Consider the following 14,834-nt stretch of genomic DNA (forward strand, 5'->3'; position numbering starts at 1 on the left):
GGTCATCGCGTTTTTTTGGATGGAATCGCCACGTAACCAGCGATGATACTGGTTCGTCTTTTCATAGGGAGATTAATGCAGCCAGGTGTATATGACGTTGGGCGTCTCTTCCTCGGGTCCCGCCGGAAGGATGAAGAGAGCCGGGTTGCTCCACGGCTGGGCGGGTACGGGGGCATTCGAGATGATAAATTCCGTGCCCAGCGAGACAAAGGTGTACAGCTCCTCCACGGCGGCATTGAACAGCCGGACACAGCCGAGCGAGACGGACGTTCCGATGCTCTCGGGGTGGTTGGTTCCGTGGATGGCGTAGCCGTTGCCTTGAAACACCAGACCGCGTGTTCCGTAAATGTTGTCGTGGCCGCGCGGTTGGTTGATCTTTTGCAAAATCGTGTAGTAGCCCTCGGGTGTCGAGTCGTTTTTGCCGATCGCTGCCGGATAGCTGCGGACGAGATGCGTACCGCTGACCAGTTGCAGCGTATGCGACTTTTGCGAAAGCCGGACCTGGAGAGGGGCGAGCGGCGACAGCGGCTCCGGATAGCCTGGCAGCGGCAGGACGTCGCGCAGGCTCGCCCATGCCGATCCGCTCTGAAAAGCGTGCGGATGGTACGGGTAGCTTTTCAGCAGCAGCCGCTTTGGCGGGAGCGGAACCTGCGGCAAATAGTTGCCGGGATAGCTGCCCGCCAAATCCGCCAGACTGGCAGGGAGAGTCCCTTTTTGCTGGTAGTAGCGATAGAGGGCGTTGCGCAATGTCAGCACATGCTGCAACGTTTGCTGCTCGACTGCCAGATCGCCTCTCGCGGCTGCCAGCGTCGCTCCTCAGATTGAGCTGACCGTAGAGGCGGCGAGCTTTGCCGCGAGCGAAGAACTGCCGGCCTTCGTCACTGACCGGCGGCTGCACAGACAAGACGCTGACCGCTCTACGTGGCTGCTGACGCTGGATCGGGACAATCGGGTGCCGGAGCTTTTGCAGGCGTTGATCGCCAGAGGCGTCGCGGTGCATGGGGTTGTGCAAAAGCAGCAGTCGCTGGAGGAAGTATTTTTGTACTGGGTGCAAAAGAAGGAGGGGGAAGCGCATGTGGCCGATCATGAAAATCACGTATAGGGAGATGCTCTCCAAGCGGATTTTTACGATTACGATGATGATGTCGCTTGCCTTCCTGCTGCTGTTTGGCGTGGCGACCTGGTTTGCGGCGCGGGAGCTGGGCCGTGAGCTGGGAGGCAGCGCGACCGACGTGCTGATGCAAAAAAACTTTTTCTCCACCCAACTGCTCGGCATGGGCTTGTACTTCGGCTCCTTCATTACCGCGCTGCTCGCGATTTTAAGCAGCGTCGGCAGCATTGCGTCTGAAGTGGAGAGCCACCAGATTGATACGTGGCTCGCCCGGGCGCTGCCGCGGCACAAATACGTGCTCGGCAAATTCGGCGGGCTTTCGAGCATGCTCATCCTCTACGCCATCCTGATGTTTTTGGGCATCCTCGGGATCAATCAGTGGGTGGGCGGAGGCGTACTGGCCGCAGACGTGAGCGCCCAGCAAGTGTTGTCCTCCCTGGGCTATTTTGTCCTGATGCCCGTCATTCTGGTCTGCGTGTCTCTTTTGCTCAGCAGTGTGACGACGACGGTGACAGGCGGAATCGTCCTGATTATTTTGTACGGGATCAGCTTTATCGGCGGGTTTGTCGAGCAGATCGGGTCGATCATCGGACAAGACGCGCTCATCAACATCGGCATTATTTCCAGTCTGCTGTTTCCGACCGACTCGCTGTTCAGGCAAGCGACTGTTGTGCTGTTTGACACGGCAGACGATCCGCTGTCCTTTGCGACCCAAGGCATATTCGGCACCATGTCTCCGCCGAGCGACGCGATGCTTTTTTACACTGTTATTTACGGAGCGGTGATGTTGGCGCTGGCTGTCCGCTTGTTCGGAAAGCGCGATGTGTAACGGGAACAGCCCGAGCCGGACAGCTCGGGCAAAGGCAGCCTGGCGTTGGAGTTAGTTGCGGTCTGTCTCCGAGCGGGCCTGGGCCGTTTTTTGTTCTTGTTCTTGCAGAAGCTGGATCAATTGGTCCAGCTTTTCATTTCGTTCGCGGTCCAGCGAGGTCTTGTTTTTCATGAAGCGGATCAGGCTGAAAATCAAATAAATGATTAGACCGTAAAACAGCAACATTATCAAGAGCGGGATGGCAGAAACACCGACGTTAAGCATGAAAACCTCCAGTTTAGGAAAATATAGGTTGTCTTATTGTAACATGCAACGGGACGAGTGGACACGATGTTCGTAAATTTTATGACGTTAATGAAAACAATGCGGGTAAAACTGTTTATGCGCAAATTCTATTCGGACTTTTACGAAGATTGCTATAATGACAGCACAAAATGAAAGCGCATTCTTCCAAGGAGGAAATCGGGAAGCAGATGGTGGGCGGCGATAACGAGGCGGTGTTCGCGGGAAACTCGATCATCTCCGAGACAGTCGGTTCGCTCGGACCGGGGCTGCGGGGACAGACGCCGATCTATAATGACGCAGGGCAAGTGATGGGAGTCGTGTCTGTCGGCTTTTTGCTGGCAGATATTGACGAGACGATCGAATCGTACCGCGACCGGATTGTCGTGGTGGGGATCGTTACGCTGCTGTTGGGCGTTGCTTGCACGATGCTGCTTGCTTGCTCGGCAAGCTGAACCAGGCCAACGAACGCAAAATCGAGCTGAAAATCGACCCGGACAGCAACTTCCGCGACATTCCCGCCGCGATTGACCGGGCGCAACTGATTGTCATTTTGGGCAATTTGCTCGATAATGCGATGGACGCCGTTTTGTCGCCGGGGGCGTTTGCGCAGGAGGTTACGATTTTTTTGTTGGACATGGAGGAAGTGCTGCTGATCGAGGTGGAAGATCGCGGGCCAGGCATCTCGCGCGAAAACGCCGAACGGGTATTCGAGCTGGGGTTTTCGACCAAAGCGAAACCGAATCACGGCTACGGCCTGCATCTGGTGCAACAGGCGGTCGCGGAGCTGCACGGCAATATTACGCATACAGGCAATCCGTCGGGCGGAACGATTTTTACCGTGACGCTTCCGAAAAGAAGCTCGCACGTCGCAGACATGAAGGAGAGAGAGCAGCGTTGAAAAGCATGGCGGGGAGCAACATACGGGTACTGATTGTCGAGGACGACCTCAGAATCGCCGAGGTGAACCGACGATTTGTGGAAAAAGTGGAGGGCTACGAGGTTGTAGGCATTGCCACCAATGGACAGGAGGCGCGGGACCAGTTGGAGCTATTGCAGCCGGACCTGGTGCTTTTGGACATTTATTTTCCGGACATGGACGGGCTTGATTTTTTGTCGGTGATGAAGGAAGAGTTTCCCGTGTGCGACTGCATCATGGCTGTTCAGGGAAGACAGGGCACCCCCGCCGATATAACAAGCGACGTACACAAGGACAAGAAAGTCGGCCAAAAGGAGCGCATAAACGTTTCCTGCTGCCGAACCCTTTTGTAAATCAACAGGAAGACGATTGATAGAAGAAAGCCGGCGGTGTGTATGCCCGTCAACGTATAGCAAAAGAGAGGATCGCCGACGTCTTTGAGCAAGACCAGATCGGCATACAGAAAAAAAGGATAGCACATGAGCAGAAACAGCGAGGTCATGCGCAACCGGGTGAATAACAAGTTGGTGTTCCATTCATGAAAGGCTTCATCATGCTATTCATCTGTTGATCTCAATCCTTTGCTGGAAGGTCGAAAAAACTCCACGTAAGCACGAACGATTCCGATAGCGTGTTCACGTGGAGGCATGTGCCTTGTCCAAAAGGCGCGTTTCTTCTATTTAATGATGCAGCTTGCCTCTACCCGATAAATACGCTGTCCGCGGGAAGAAAAGCGCTCTTCGTACTCCGTCATGACGTTCTCCTCTGCGAGCTTCGACTGATGCAGGTCAAAAGTGATGTTGCGCATCTGGAAGCGCTCGGCAGCGAACTGATTGAGCGAAAACTCAAAGAGCTTTTCATTGTCTGTCTTCAGATGAATCTCTCCGTCCTCGGCAAGCACCTGACGATAGTTGTTCAGGAAGCGAGGATGGGTGAGACGGCGTTTGGCGTGGCGTGTCTTGGGCCACGGATCGCTGAAGTTCAGATAGATGCGGGCAATCTCGTGATCGGCAAACAGCTCGGTCAGCTTGGAAGCGTCAAACTGGACAAAGGCCAGATTCGGAATCGGCTTGTACTCTGTCCGCTGCAAGGCGCGCAACACGACCTCCGCTTTCAGCTCGACAGCAATGAAATTAATATCAGGGTGACGCTGTGCCAATGTATTAATGAAGCGTCCTTTTCCACAGCCGATCTCCACGTGGATCGGATTGTCATTTCCGAAGCGTTCTTTCCAGCTTCCTTTATAGGAAAGGGGATTGTCCACAAACGTCGGATATTCTCGCAGGGCCGCTTCGGCACCTGGAATGTTACGCAGTCGCATGATGTGCCTCCTTAAAACGAACTCTTTTCTACTTTACGCTGACTCCCTGCAGGTTGCAAGCATAGAGAAGGAAGAGTAGAGAGAATCCAGTTTCTTCCCCAGCGAAAATCGCGAGAACAGGAACTTTTTGCAAGAGGAACTAGGCCATAAGTCGCATGTTATGCGGGAAGTAGACGCTTGGCACTGGATATAATTGGTCAAATTGCGAGGAACATTTTGGTAAGAAAATAAACTGAAAATTTGAGGAATGCCCATGATATCGGGCTTGAGCGCGTCAAGCGGTAATCGTATCCATTTGCCCAAGCGGTTTTTGCCAAGTTTTTGGTAATTTCACCGGGCAACAGCTTTGGTAAAGTAGAGAACAAGTGAGAGGTCAGCCAAACTTTGCATAAAGTAAGCTTCTACCGAAACGATTTCGTAGAAGCGTGTTCTGTCAAAAGGGAGGATGAACAACATGAAACTGCGAAAAACCCTCATCGGAATTGTAATGGGCTTGACACTTGGCGTAACTGCGATTGCCATGCCGATGCCTGGAGAAAATGTAGCTCATGCTGCTTGGTCGCAAGCAAAAGCGGACAAGGTTATTGCCACTGGGAAAAAATATTTGGGTACACCTTATAAATTCGGCGCAAGCAAAAATACGACAGCCGTCTTTGACTGCTCTTCTTTCACGCAACGCGTTTTTCGCGTGGCAGTAGGCAAGAGCTTGCCGCGAACGTCGCGCGACCAGGCGAAAAAAGGAATCAGTGTGTCCAAAGCCAACCTGAAAAAAGGGGATCTGGTCTTCTTCAAGGCGAGCACAACGACGAAGTCCAAGCGGATTACCCACGTAGCGATTTACGCTGGCAACAACAAGCTACTACATACCTACGGGCAACCCGGTGTGACTTTTACAGGTTTTAAAGGCACATCCTGGGAGAAGCGCTTTGTCTCGGCGCGTCGCGTCCTGTAGCGTTATTTCGAATCTCTCTACTTATTCATACGTCTCACAGCGCTGTTCGTTGCGAGATAGGAGCAAGAAAATCTTGGAAAAAGCGAAGCAGGCAAACAGGAGGGCGGTCCAGTCGGATCGTCCTTTTTTGCTGTCCAAGCGCCGGGGGAACGCCTCTTTTTTAGCATGCCCGATTCGCTTCGCGCAACAGCAGAAGCATGGGCAATTGCCTTGATTTATCAATAGCAGTTTGCGTGTACAAGGAGTAGTATGGATGACGGATAAGCTAGGAGAAAACCTTGATGGAGAACGGAAAAAAGGAGCAATCCGATGCAGACAGGTGGAGGCAAAAAAAGCAAAAACTTCTCGTTTGCCATGATCGCGTTGATGATGGTGCTGATTTTGTTGACCGGATGCGCCGCTTTTTTCGGGGAAGAACGGAAAGCCGACGACGGTACACCAAAATCCAAAGTCGCCCCAACCACCATTCGCTCCACAGGAGAAAAGAGCAAGGCGATTCCGTTTGTGTACACCACCAGGCGGGAGCTATCGCTCACCTTCAATGGAATGACAGACAGCGACACGATGAAGAAGCTTTTGGATGAACTGGACAAGCATCATCTGAAGGCTACTTTCTTTTTGCCTGGCATGCGGGTCGCAGAAGAGCCGGAGCTGGCAAAAGAAATCGTCGCGCGCGGACATGATAATACACGCCAACGCGCTCTACCAGGGGATGAACCGGCTCGTGTCCGATGTGAATGACGCCAACATCCGACAACTGTTTGCGATGCATTTCAACAGAGAGGGCAACGCCTGCAATACCGCCGAGGACAGCCTGTACAACCTGACGCGCGTCCAGGCTGCTCTTTACTGGTACACGAACCATTTGCTGATAAAAATTCAGAAGGATACGCAGCAAAAGGTCAAATTCGTGCAGGGCGACGAACAGCAGGCGGCAAAGTGGGAGCGAATGGGCGGTGCGGAGGAATTTGGGGACAACAGCATCGTGCTGACTTCGCCGCCCGGTGAAAGCGGCATGCTGTATTTGCGCGACAGCGAGAAGTACCGGGATGTGCGCGTGTCAGCCAAGCTGGAGGGCAATGTCGTCGGCAGACAAACCATTTACTTGCGCTACGATCGCCAAAAAGAGTCGTTTGTCCGCTTGCTTTTGGAAAACAATGAGCTCAAGCTGGAAGAGAAGCAGGCAGGCCGTCCGCTGGTCGAGCTGTCCAAGGCAACATTGAGCGAGATCCACTGGAAGCCGGAAGACCTCGCCTACGACAAGGCGACAGTGTACAGCAAAGCCCAGACAGAGGCAGGGGCGGCAAAAGAAGACCCGGGCTATCCGGTCAATATTTCGCATACGCGGCTGCGGGAGATCGCGCTCAGCGGGAAGCGACTGACGGTGTCTGTGGACAAGCAGGTGTGATCGACAGCCAGGAGACGGCGCAAGACAGCGGCGGTATCGCCCTGGAATCGCGGTATAGCGAGCAAAACCAAAAAGACGACATATACGATGCCGTTTTTACGGATGTGAGCGTGATTGCGCCGGCCGCTGGCGAGCCGGGCAAGGAGACAATCCTGTTCAGGAATGCGTATTCCGGCTGGCGGGTTTGACTGGGCGGAGACAGGCGAGGTGACCGCGCTCACGGAGCAGCAGGCGCTGGAGCTGACAAAAGCGAGCGCTTCATGGATCAGTAACAAGCGGCTTTTGCATAGGAAAAACCCCCTGCCTGAGCGGACAGCTTGTCCAAAGGCAGGGGGGTGTCTTTTATAAAGAAACGCGACTAGATTTTCATAACGCCGCCCATGCTCGCATTCGTCACCAGCTTGGAGTAGCGGGCCAGGTAGCCTGTTTTGACTTTCGGCTGGAATTCCTGCCAGCCTTCGCGGCGGCGGGCCAGCTCAGCCTCGTCCACGTGCAGGTGGATCGAGCGCTCTTCGAGGTCGATGGAGATGATGTCTCCGTCCTGGACGAAAGCGATCGGGCCGCCTTCCGCCGCTTCCGGCGAGACGTGGCCGATACTGATTCCGCGGGAAGCGCCGGAGAAGCGTCCGTCTGTGACGAGCGCGACTTCCTTGCCGAGTCCCATCCCGACGATTTGCGAGGTAGGAGCGAGCATTTCCGGCATGCCGGGGCCGCCTTTTGGTCCTTCGTAGCGAATGATGACGACGTGCCCGGATTTGATCTTGCCAGCGGCGATGCCCGCCAGTGCTTCCTCCTGCGAGTCGAAGCAGATCGCCGGACCTTCGTGTCTTTTAATAGAAGGATCGACACCGCCGGTTTTGATGATCGAGCCTTGCTCGGCCAGGTTGCCGAACAGGACGGCCAGACCGCCGGAGGCACTGTACGGATTTTCCAGACGACGAATCACCTGGTCGTTTTTGATTTCGGCGTTGGCGATGTTTTCTGCCAGCGTCTTGCCTGTCACGGTAATCCGGTTCGGATGAATCGCGCCTTCTTTGCGCGCGATCTCCTTGAGCACAGCGGACACGCCGCCCGCTTCGTGGCAGTCCTCGATGTGGTAGTCAGAGGATGGCGCCAGCTTGCAAATGTGCGGGATGCGCTTCGCCACTTCGTTGATGCGCTCGATCGGGTATTCGATTCCCGCTTCCTGGGCGATTGCCAGCGTGTGCAAAACGGTATTCGTAGAGCCGCCCATCGCCATGTCGAGCGCGAAGGCGTCGTCGATCGCTTCCAGTGTAACGATGTCGCGCGGCTTGATGTCTTGCTCGATCAGGTGCTTGAGCTTTTCTGCGGAGGATTTTACCAGCTCGCGGCGCTCCGGAGAGACGGCGAGAACAGTGCCGTTGCCTGGCAGCGCCAGACCGATCGCTTCGAGCAGACAGTTCATCGAGTTGGCGGTAAACATACCGGAACAGGAACCGCAGGTGGGGCATCCGTATTGTTCCAGTTCTTCCAGTTGCTTGTTGTCGATCAGGCCAGCCTGGTAAGCCCCGACGCCTTCGAATACAGAAGAAAGCGAGATGGAACGGCCGTCGCTCGTTTTGCCTGCTTTCATCGGGCCGCCTGTCACGAATACAGTCGGGATGTTGACGCGCAGGGCGCCCATAATCATGCCCGGGGTGATCTTGTCACAGTTCGGAATGCAGATCATGCCGTCGAACCAGTGCGCGGCTACGACCGTTTCCAGGCTGTCTGCGATGATTTCGCGGCTCGGGAGCGAGTAGCGCATGCCGATGTGGCCCATGGCGATGCCGTCGTCAACCCCGATCGTATTGAACTCAAAAGGAACCATGCCAGCGGCACGAACAGCTTCCTTGACCAGCTTGCCAAATTCCTGCAAGTGCACGTGGCCCGGGATAATGTCGATGTAAGAGTTGCAAATGGCGATAAACGGTTTGTCGAAATCCTCGTCCTTTACTCCTGCCGCACGAAGCAAGCTGCGGTGCGGAGCGCGGTCAAAACCTTTTTTAATCATGTCACTTCGTTGTCTAGCCAATGTGAAACTCTCCCTTCCTACACGTGAAAGTTACCTGTCTTATGTTTTGCACTATCTTATCAATTTTTATTAATAGAAACAACCGTAAAAGTCTGAACATTTGCTCAGTCTGCTGCCTGTGAGCGGCTGTGACCGGTTTTTGGAGACATGGCGGAAACCAGCTTTATGGGCTACAATAAAAGGAATGAGTCTATTTTTGTTGGAGTGAACAAAATGATAGAAGAGCTAAAAAATGTCTGGGCGGAAGGAAATGACGAGGAACGGAAAATACTGGAGCTGGCTTTGCAGGCAATCCGCCAGAAGCGCGAGCGCAAAAGCGCCTATTTATCCGGCTTTCTTGGCCTGAAGGGAGAGTTTATCGACGAAACGAAGCAGTCGTATCGCTTCGAGCTGCCTCTCACCGTGTTCATGCACAACTCCGGGGGAGCGGTGCACGGGGGGATTCTCGCCACCTTGATCGACTCGGCCATGGGTTCGCTAATCAACCGCTCGCTGCCGCCGGAGCAGTACGCGGTCACGACCGAATTGAAAATCAACTACTTGCGGCCCGGAGTAGGGAAGCGGCTTTGCGCCGAAGCGACGTTTTTGCACCGGGGGCACACGCTGGTCGTCATGGAGGGCACGGTGTACGACGAGCGCAACAAGCGGGTCGCCCACGGCACCGGGACGTTTATCGTCCTGAGCAGAAAATAGCAAAAAGGCGTGCGAAATACGCACACCCCAGAGCTGTTTTTTTACCCAGGCTTTACCGGATCACAACAAGCCCGCTGTATTGTGTAATGTAAGTGAGCATTTTGGCGGAGAGAGGGACGATAAACTCCATGTTTTCCTTCTCCACGATGCCGGAGCGGGAGACGATTCTGGCCCACTTGACGCCGATCTTGTAGTATTGGGAGCCAAACGTGGTGTGGACGGTTTCGCGGTTCAGGCGAAAGGACACGGGCGCGTTGTCGAGCTTATGCGGCACCATGCTGACGATGTCGTGCAAAAACAGGTGGTAGGTCAGGTGCGGCTTGAAAAAGACAAGCTCCTTCGTCGTGACCGAGAAGCCGTAGCTATTGTTCATTTGGGTGAATTTAAGCTCACCCTCCATATTTTTCAGGCGAATGAAATCGCTGTTCATGTTTTCCCCTCCTAAAAGCGTCGGGCACCGATGGGAAAAGGCTGGCTTGTGGCTCGGGACCGCGCTGCGTATCTGTCTTTCGCGAGATGGGTGTCACTCTATCATAGTGAAGTCAGGAGCCGGAATGCAAGGGAAAACAATGACAGACCATAGGAAGGGGCGAAAAGCCGATGCTGGAAATAGCCAAAGAAGCAGCAAGTGCAGCAGGAGCATTTTTAAAGGAGCGTTTTCTCGAACAGCTTACGCCGGATGAGGAACTGCATAACGACGTGAAGCTGCCGGAGGACAAAGGCAGCGAGCAGCGCATTATCGAGGTACTGCACCGCCATTTCCCGACGCATACGATTTTTTCCGAGGAAGTCGGAATGGTCAGCCGCGACGAAGAATATTTGTGGATTGTCGATCCGCTGGACGGCACGAACAACTACTTTATCGGCCATCCGTACTTCAGTATTTCGATTGCCTTGCAGCACAAGGGCGATCTCGTCCTCGGCGTCGTCTACAACCCGGTGGCAGGGCAAATGTTCTGGGCGGAAAAAGGGAAGGGCGCGTTTTTGAACGGCAGGCGCATGTCGATCAACAACCGGACAGACTTGACGCGCGCAGTCGGGACCTACATCCGCGGGCGCAATACGGTGACCAAGCAGGAGGAGTTGGCCTTTACGGAGCCGTTTGTGCTGAACACGAAGCGGATTTTGCGCAACGTCGCTCCGGCGCTCGACTGGTGTCTGCTCGCCAACGGCTGGCTGGACTATATCGTCATGCAGCGCTCGGGCATCATGGACGTCGCTGCGGGGATCGTCATCGCGAGCGAGGCGGGAGCGACCATCACCGACTGGCAAGGGAAACCGTACCGGCACGAGCCGTTTGCCCAAGATCAGGTGCGCTCGCTTTTGGCGACGAACGGGCATTTGCACGAGCCGATTCGCGGCCTGCTGCTGGAGCAGAGCATGGCGGATTGTCTGCGCTAAGGCTTTGCCGGACTGCCGGTAGCGCGACCTTTTTCACAGGAAACATCGCGGCTGGGGCTTGGGTCGGGACTCTCGCACCAGCTTTTTCCTGTTCATCCGATTTTTTTAATTTTTTGGCAACCAAATGTTTCGTAGCGCGTATAAAATGTTGCGTGTCGTGAAAGAAGCAGCATTTTCGTACAAACGGGGTGAAAAAATGGCCAGATTGGAATATCGGCTGCTGGATGAGGCGAACGGTTACCCGGTCTTGTTTTACTACGACCGGATCGACAAGGACGAAGTGTCCTTGCGCTTTGCCTGCGACTACCTGGTGAAAGGGCATGTCGTCTACGAGAAGACTTCCTGCGCGATTGAGCAGGGGACGTACGTGATCTACGTCCGGCATTCGACGGAGGAGACGGCTGTGGACTACGCGGAGAGGCCGTCCGTGCGCTGGGGGAGCATCCAGATCGAGATGCGGGAGTACCGCGAGAACACACGGCTTTACCCGCTCGTGCACACGTTTTCGTTCAAGGACGACGACGATGCTCTCTTGCACTTGCAAAGCGACTATTTGTACCTGAATGGACGCGAGTGGGAAAAAACATCGGCGGAAGTGGACGAAGATCGCCAGGTGTACATTTTCTACGCGCGGCCGGCAGGGTAGGAGGGAAGAGGATGGCACTGACAAAATCGGCCAAGGTCGTCGGCCTGTTCGTGGCTGCTACGATGGCCATCAGCGGCTGTTCGTCAGACTATGATGACGATTGCTACGACAGAGACAATGACGGCTATTGCGACGACGGAGGAAGCAGCTCGCGCGGCGGGTCGTCCACCTACTACGGAGGCGGCTCGTCGAAAAGCAAGTCGCAAGGCGTATCAAGCGGCATTAGCCCGAGCAGCTCCAAGGGCGGTATCGGCAGCTCCGGCGTGTCCAGCTCGGGGTGAGGCCAGTGGACGTGCGGAACCGAAGAGAAGCGCTGTACGGCCCTTTGCGTGAAGAAGGCATTTTTACATGGGATTGGATGTACGGCGAAGAGTACGCGCTGGCCGATCTGCACCTCATCCCGGCATCGTTTCGAGACGAGCTTGCGACGGCAACGGCTGCGCTGGGCCGGATTTTCACCAAAGTGACGCCTGTGCTGCAGCAGGCAGACGACGCGCTCCTGCTCGAACTGGGAGTCCCGCAGCAAGCGCTGCAAACGGTCAGAACCGCCGTTTTGCCCAAGCTGCCTACGGCGATCGGGCGCTTTGATTTTGCCGAGACGCAAGCGGGGCTGAAAATGCTGGAGTGCAACAGCGACACGCCGACCGGGATCGTCGAAGCTTTTTACGTCAACGAGCACGCCTGCCGCTTTTTCGGAGTGAACAATCCGAATGCCGGCATGGACGTCCAGTTGCGCCACGCTTTTGCCAAGCTGCTGCAAGCTTACAGGGACATGGGCTATCCGGTAGAGCACGTCTGGTTCAGCTCGCTGGACTGGCACGAGGAAGACAAGGGCACCACGCTTTATTTAATGGAAAAGACGGAGATCGCTGCCCGGTTTGCGCCGCTGGAAAAGCTGCGCGTCTGGGAGGACGGACTGTACGTGCAGGACGGCGACAGCCTGCTTCCCGTCGATGTGCTGTACCGTTTGCATGCGCTGGAAAAGCTCGCAGACGAGCGGGACGAAGACGGCTACCCGACAGGCGAGCACGTCCTGGCGCTGATTGCGGACAGAAAGCTTGCGATCATCAATCCGCCGTCCGCGTTTTTGATCCAGACAAAGGCGCTGCAGGCGCTCATCTGGAACTTGCACGAGGCGGGCGAGTTTTTTACCGCAGAAGAGCATGCGACCATCGACGCCTACATGCTTCCGACCTATTTTGAAAACCGTTTTGCAGGGACAGAAGACTATGTAACCAAGCCCATTTTCGGCAGAGAAGGGGGCGGAGTGGCCCTGTTTGCGGCAGACGGCACTTTGGTGGAGAAAGACCAGGAGGAATTTTACTGGGAGCAGCCGATGATCTACCAAAAGCGGGTGGAGCTGCCCGAAATCACGGTGCAGACCGTGGCGGGTCCCTACGCCGGACGGCTGTTGTGGGGCTCCTTCTGGATTGGCGGGGAAGCATCCGCAATCGTGGCCCGGGTCGGAGGTCCGATTACAAACAACCTGTCGTATTACTTGCCAGTCGGCATGAAAGGATAGCGAAAAGGAGAGGGGCGCGGCATGATTACGCAATGGAGCTACATACTCAATTTTTTGGCCTATATGGCCGTGACAATTCCGATATTGGCAGTAGGTATTTTCGTGTTTACGTTTACGACTCCGTATAAGGAGTTCGCTCTCATCAAGGACGGGGCGCAGACAGACGACCCGAAAAAAATGGCGGCGGCCAAGGCGGCAGCACACGACCTGGGCGGAAAAATTATCGGGCTGGCAATCGTGCTCGCATCTGCTGTCTACCATTCGGTCAACCTGTGGGATTTGGTTGTATGGGGCCTGGTCGGCATGGTGTTTCAAGTCATCATTTTTTATTTGTTCGAGTGGGTGACGCCGTTCAAGGTCGTGTCTGAAATCCCGAACGGCAACGTGTCTGTAGGCATTTTCGCCTCCAGATTGAGCATTGCGGCAGGCTTGCTGATGGCTGCGCTCATCAGCTACTAGGAAAAAATGGGAATAACGAAGAAACAAGCTGTCGGTGCTGCCGGCAGCTTGTTTGACTGAATCGGATAGCGTAAACTTGCAAGAGCAAACAACCGATTCGGCAAGAACAACCTTTCGCTAAGACGTGGTCGCTCATCCTTGAGCAGGATTCGATAGAGGTTTTCTTATCCAGCAAAACGAAAAGATGTGCAAATATATTTTCACCTAGATTATTCACCAAAAAATCCAAAATTCTCCCAAACGAATATGTACCAAGTGTTCTCTCTACTGGTACCTTTCACCTAAAAAGTGAAAAAAGAGTACAAAAAAAGGGAAGCCTCTGTTATGTTTAAAGTGTCTAAACCAAACAAATGGAGGTTCCCTTATGCCTACTTTAAACGAAATAAAAACAAACTTCAATCCCAATTTAAAAATTGGTCTATCTCATGAAAGAATCACGTCGGATGGAGGACTGATTCTTTATAAAGAGTCTGCACATAAAATCGGTTATTTTCAATCTCTTCATAACACCCTTCATATTCAAGATGAGCGTCATTTACCGGACCATACCTACCCATCTGTTGTTGAACAACTAGTCTTTCAACATCTAGCAGGGTACCATCGTGATTACGCTGCGAAACGTCTTGTGGACGATCCGGTCTTTACTCAGGTTACAGAAAAGGATTACTTGGCTAGCCAACCAACTGTGTCACGAACATATGGGGCTTTTACACCCGAAAACATCGACCAAATGAATGATTTCCTCCTGCAATCAAGTATCGACACTCACAAACGATTAGATCAACATCAGCTCACCATCGATGTCGATTCCACGTATTTCCAAACCTATGGAAATCAGGAAAATAGCGCGTTTAATACCCATTACAAGACAACTGGATTTCACCCTTTAATGGCGTTCGATTGTATGACAGGCATGTGTCTTTCTGCGGTCAATCGCCCTGGTGAACAATATACATCCAAAGGGGCGGAAGACATGGTAAGCGACATCATTGACAGCTACTTGAATCAACTTCCGCATATGGATATACTCGTTCGCGGCGATAGTGGATTTGCCATTCCATCCCTGTATGAAACATGCGAAGACAAAGAAGTGAGTTACGTCATTCGTTTAAAAGCCAATGCCAAGCTTCACGCTATGGCAGAGGAAATCAGCCCCGCTCCCTCTTTTTCCTCTGAATCCGAGGAGCCATTCCTGTAATGAAGAAATTTGAGCTTTGAAAGAAAAAAGCGCCTCCTGTATGCTGGGTCTTGGAATG

20 protein-coding genes and 1 pseudogene are annotated in these 14,834 nt (G+C 53.8%); 16 read left to right on the plus strand and 5 right to left on the minus strand.

Annotation, left to right across the window (positions count from 1 at the left end):
* Window positions 1-72 precede the first annotated feature (72 nt).
* A complete protein-coding gene (locus AC3WQH_RS19570) occupies window positions 73-756 on the minus strand; it encodes a L,D-transpeptidase (protein ID WP_241764824.1) in 684 nt (227 codons plus the stop codon).
* Here AC3WQH_RS19570 and AC3WQH_RS19575 point away from each other — a divergent pair.
* On the plus strand, window positions 740-1,102 hold the full coding sequence (locus tag AC3WQH_RS19575) for a hypothetical protein (RefSeq protein ID WP_005828383.1): 363 nt from the start codon (window positions 740-742) through the stop codon (window positions 1,100-1,102). The two genes, AC3WQH_RS19570 and AC3WQH_RS19575, sit on opposite strands and share 17 nt — an antisense overlap.
* Window positions 1,074-1,940 carry an ABC transporter permease gene (locus AC3WQH_RS19580; protein WP_007787288.1) on the plus strand — a complete coding sequence of 289 codons (867 nt, stop codon included), beginning with the start codon at window positions 1,074-1,076 and terminating at the stop codon, window positions 1,938-1,940. Before AC3WQH_RS19575 ends, AC3WQH_RS19580 begins: the two co-directional genes overlap by 29 nt.
* 51 nt (window positions 1,941-1,991) lie before the next feature.
* Here AC3WQH_RS19580 and AC3WQH_RS19585 read toward each other — a convergent pair whose 3' ends face one another.
* On the minus strand, window positions 1,992-2,204 hold the full coding sequence (locus AC3WQH_RS19585) for a hypothetical protein (protein WP_025843870.1): 213 nt from the start codon (window positions 2,202-2,204) through the stop codon (window positions 1,992-1,994).
* 170 nt (window positions 2,205-2,374) lie between these two features.
* Here AC3WQH_RS19585 and AC3WQH_RS19590 point away from each other — a divergent pair, with 170 nt between their 5' ends.
* The 3 genes and pseudogenes from AC3WQH_RS19590 to AC3WQH_RS19600 all read left to right on the plus strand — a co-directional run.
* Window positions 2,375-2,677 carry a hypothetical protein gene (locus tag AC3WQH_RS19590; protein WP_026557846.1) on the plus strand — a complete coding sequence of 101 codons (303 nt, stop codon included), beginning with the start codon at window positions 2,375-2,377 and terminating at the stop codon, window positions 2,675-2,677.
* Window positions 2,662-3,123: a sensor histidine kinase gene (locus AC3WQH_RS19595; RefSeq protein WP_052006599.1), complete on the plus strand. Its 462-nt coding sequence runs from the start codon at window positions 2,662-2,664 to the stop codon at window positions 3,121-3,123. Before AC3WQH_RS19590 ends, AC3WQH_RS19595 begins: the two co-directional genes overlap by 16 nt.
* Window positions 3,124-3,128: 5 nt before the next feature.
* Window positions 3,129-3,398, plus strand: a pseudogene (locus AC3WQH_RS19600) (response regulator); the annotation flags it as partial.
* Between the two features lie 419 nt (window positions 3,399-3,817).
* On the opposite strand, the gene trmB reads toward AC3WQH_RS19600, so the two are convergent.
* Window positions 3,818-4,462, minus strand: a complete 645-nt coding sequence (gene trmB, locus AC3WQH_RS19605; RefSeq protein ID WP_005828387.1) for a tRNA (guanosine(46)-N7)-methyltransferase TrmB — start codon at window positions 4,460-4,462, stop codon at window positions 3,818-3,820.
* 454 nt (window positions 4,463-4,916) lie between these two features.
* On the opposite strand from trmB, the gene AC3WQH_RS19610 reads away from it, so the two are divergent.
* The 4 genes from AC3WQH_RS19610 (at window position 4,917) to AC3WQH_RS19625 (ending at window position 7,010) form a co-directional block, all read left to right on the plus strand.
* Window positions 4,917-5,414, plus strand: a complete 498-nt coding sequence (locus AC3WQH_RS19610) for a C40 family peptidase (protein WP_005828388.1) — start codon at window positions 4,917-4,919, stop codon at window positions 5,412-5,414.
* 309 nt (window positions 5,415-5,723) lie between these two features.
* Entirely contained in the window at window positions 5,724-6,155 is a 432-nt protein-coding gene (locus AC3WQH_RS19615; protein ID WP_238503488.1) for a polysaccharide deacetylase family protein, read from the plus strand.
* Window positions 6,139-6,822: a hypothetical protein gene (locus AC3WQH_RS19620; protein ID WP_492332214.1), complete on the plus strand. Its 684-nt coding sequence runs from the start codon at window positions 6,139-6,141 to the stop codon at window positions 6,820-6,822. The genes AC3WQH_RS19615 and AC3WQH_RS19620 overlap by 17 nt, the downstream gene beginning before the upstream one ends.
* Window positions 6,819-7,010 (plus strand): hypothetical protein, encoded by a 192-nt coding sequence (locus AC3WQH_RS19625; protein WP_429776633.1) that lies wholly within the window; start codon window positions 6,819-6,821, stop codon window positions 7,008-7,010. The genes AC3WQH_RS19620 and AC3WQH_RS19625 overlap by 4 nt, the downstream gene beginning before the upstream one ends.
* A gap of 170 nt (window positions 7,011-7,180) precedes the next feature.
* On the opposite strand, the gene ilvD is transcribed toward AC3WQH_RS19625, so the two are convergent.
* A complete protein-coding gene (gene ilvD / locus AC3WQH_RS19630) occupies window positions 7,181-8,857 on the minus strand; it encodes a dihydroxy-acid dehydratase (protein WP_005828390.1) in 1,677 nt (558 codons plus the stop codon).
* Window positions 8,858-9,070: 213 nt separating this feature from the next.
* Between ilvD and AC3WQH_RS19635 the strand changes: the two genes are divergently transcribed.
* Entirely contained in the window at window positions 9,071-9,550 is a 480-nt protein-coding gene (locus AC3WQH_RS19635; protein WP_492332215.1) for a PaaI family thioesterase, read from the plus strand.
* Between the two features lie 52 nt (window positions 9,551-9,602).
* Here AC3WQH_RS19635 and AC3WQH_RS19640 read toward each other — a convergent pair whose 3' ends face one another.
* Entirely contained in the window at window positions 9,603-9,980 is a 378-nt protein-coding gene (locus AC3WQH_RS19640; protein WP_005828392.1) for a hypothetical protein, read from the minus strand.
* 170 nt (window positions 9,981-10,150) lie between these two features.
* On the opposite strand from AC3WQH_RS19640, the gene AC3WQH_RS19645 reads away from it, so the two are divergent.
* The 6 genes from AC3WQH_RS19645 to AC3WQH_RS19670 all read left to right on the plus strand — a co-directional run bounded on the left by AC3WQH_RS19645 (window position 10,151) and on the right by AC3WQH_RS19670 (window position 14,776).
* A complete protein-coding gene (locus AC3WQH_RS19645) occupies window positions 10,151-10,951 on the plus strand; it encodes an inositol monophosphatase family protein (protein WP_005828393.1) in 801 nt (266 codons plus the stop codon).
* 196 nt (window positions 10,952-11,147) lie between these two features.
* Window positions 11,148-11,597: a hypothetical protein gene (locus AC3WQH_RS19650; protein ID WP_025843876.1), complete on the plus strand. Its 450-nt coding sequence runs from the start codon at window positions 11,148-11,150 to the stop codon at window positions 11,595-11,597.
* Window positions 11,598-11,608: 11 nt separating this feature from the next.
* On the plus strand, window positions 11,609-11,878 hold the full coding sequence (locus AC3WQH_RS19655) for a hypothetical protein (protein WP_005828395.1): 270 nt from the start codon (window positions 11,609-11,611) through the stop codon (window positions 11,876-11,878).
* 11 nt (window positions 11,879-11,889) lie between these two features.
* Window positions 11,890-13,119: a glutathionylspermidine synthase family protein gene (locus AC3WQH_RS19660; protein WP_492332216.1), complete on the plus strand. Its 1,230-nt coding sequence runs from the start codon at window positions 11,890-11,892 to the stop codon at window positions 13,117-13,119.
* 21 nt (window positions 13,120-13,140) lie between these two features.
* Window positions 13,141-13,578, plus strand: coding sequence for a DUF350 domain-containing protein (locus tag AC3WQH_RS19665; protein ID WP_005828397.1), 438 nt, complete (start codon window positions 13,141-13,143; stop codon window positions 13,576-13,578).
* A gap of 364 nt (window positions 13,579-13,942) precedes the next feature.
* Entirely contained in the window at window positions 13,943-14,776 is an 834-nt protein-coding gene (locus AC3WQH_RS19670) for an IS1380 family transposase (RefSeq protein WP_327953962.1), read from the plus strand.
* Window positions 14,777-14,834: the final 58 nt, after the last annotated feature.

Source organism: Brevibacillus sp. FW301-21C12A (assembly GCF_058788915.1).

Coding starts and splice junctions, on each gene's coding strand:
- AC3WQH_RS19580 (WP_007787288.1), top strand. CDS start 1,074: ATGTGGCCGATCATGAAAATCACGTATAGGGAGATGCTCTCCAAGCGG.
- AC3WQH_RS19585 (WP_025843870.1), bottom strand. CDS start 2,204: ATGCTTAACGTCGGTGTTTCTGCCATCCCGCTCTTGATAATGTTGCTG.
- AC3WQH_RS19590 (WP_026557846.1), top strand. CDS start 2,375: ATGAAAGCGCATTCTTCCAAGGAGGAAATCGGGAAGCAGATGGTGGGC.
- trmB (WP_005828387.1), bottom strand. CDS start 4,462: ATGCGACTGCGTAACATTCCAGGTGCCGAAGCGGCCCTGCGAGAATAT.
- AC3WQH_RS19610 (WP_005828388.1), top strand. CDS start 4,917: ATGAAACTGCGAAAAACCCTCATCGGAATTGTAATGGGCTTGACACTT.
- AC3WQH_RS19615 (WP_238503488.1), top strand. CDS start 5,724: ATGCAGACAGGTGGAGGCAAAAAAAGCAAAAACTTCTCGTTTGCCATG.
- AC3WQH_RS19635 (WP_492332215.1), top strand. CDS start 9,071: ATGATAGAAGAGCTAAAAAATGTCTGGGCGGAAGGAAATGACGAGGAA.
- AC3WQH_RS19640 (WP_005828392.1), bottom strand. CDS start 9,980: ATGAACAGCGATTTCATTCGCCTGAAAAATATGGAGGGTGAGCTTAAA.
- AC3WQH_RS19645 (WP_005828393.1), top strand. CDS start 10,151: ATGCTGGAAATAGCCAAAGAAGCAGCAAGTGCAGCAGGAGCATTTTTA.
- AC3WQH_RS19650 (WP_025843876.1), top strand. CDS start 11,148: ATGGCCAGATTGGAATATCGGCTGCTGGATGAGGCGAACGGTTACCCG.
- AC3WQH_RS19655 (WP_005828395.1), top strand. CDS start 11,609: ATGGCACTGACAAAATCGGCCAAGGTCGTCGGCCTGTTCGTGGCTGCT.
- AC3WQH_RS19665 (WP_005828397.1), top strand. CDS start 13,141: ATGATTACGCAATGGAGCTACATACTCAATTTTTTGGCCTATATGGCC.
- AC3WQH_RS19670 (WP_327953962.1), top strand. CDS start 13,943: ATGCCTACTTTAAACGAAATAAAAACAAACTTCAATCCCAATTTAAAA.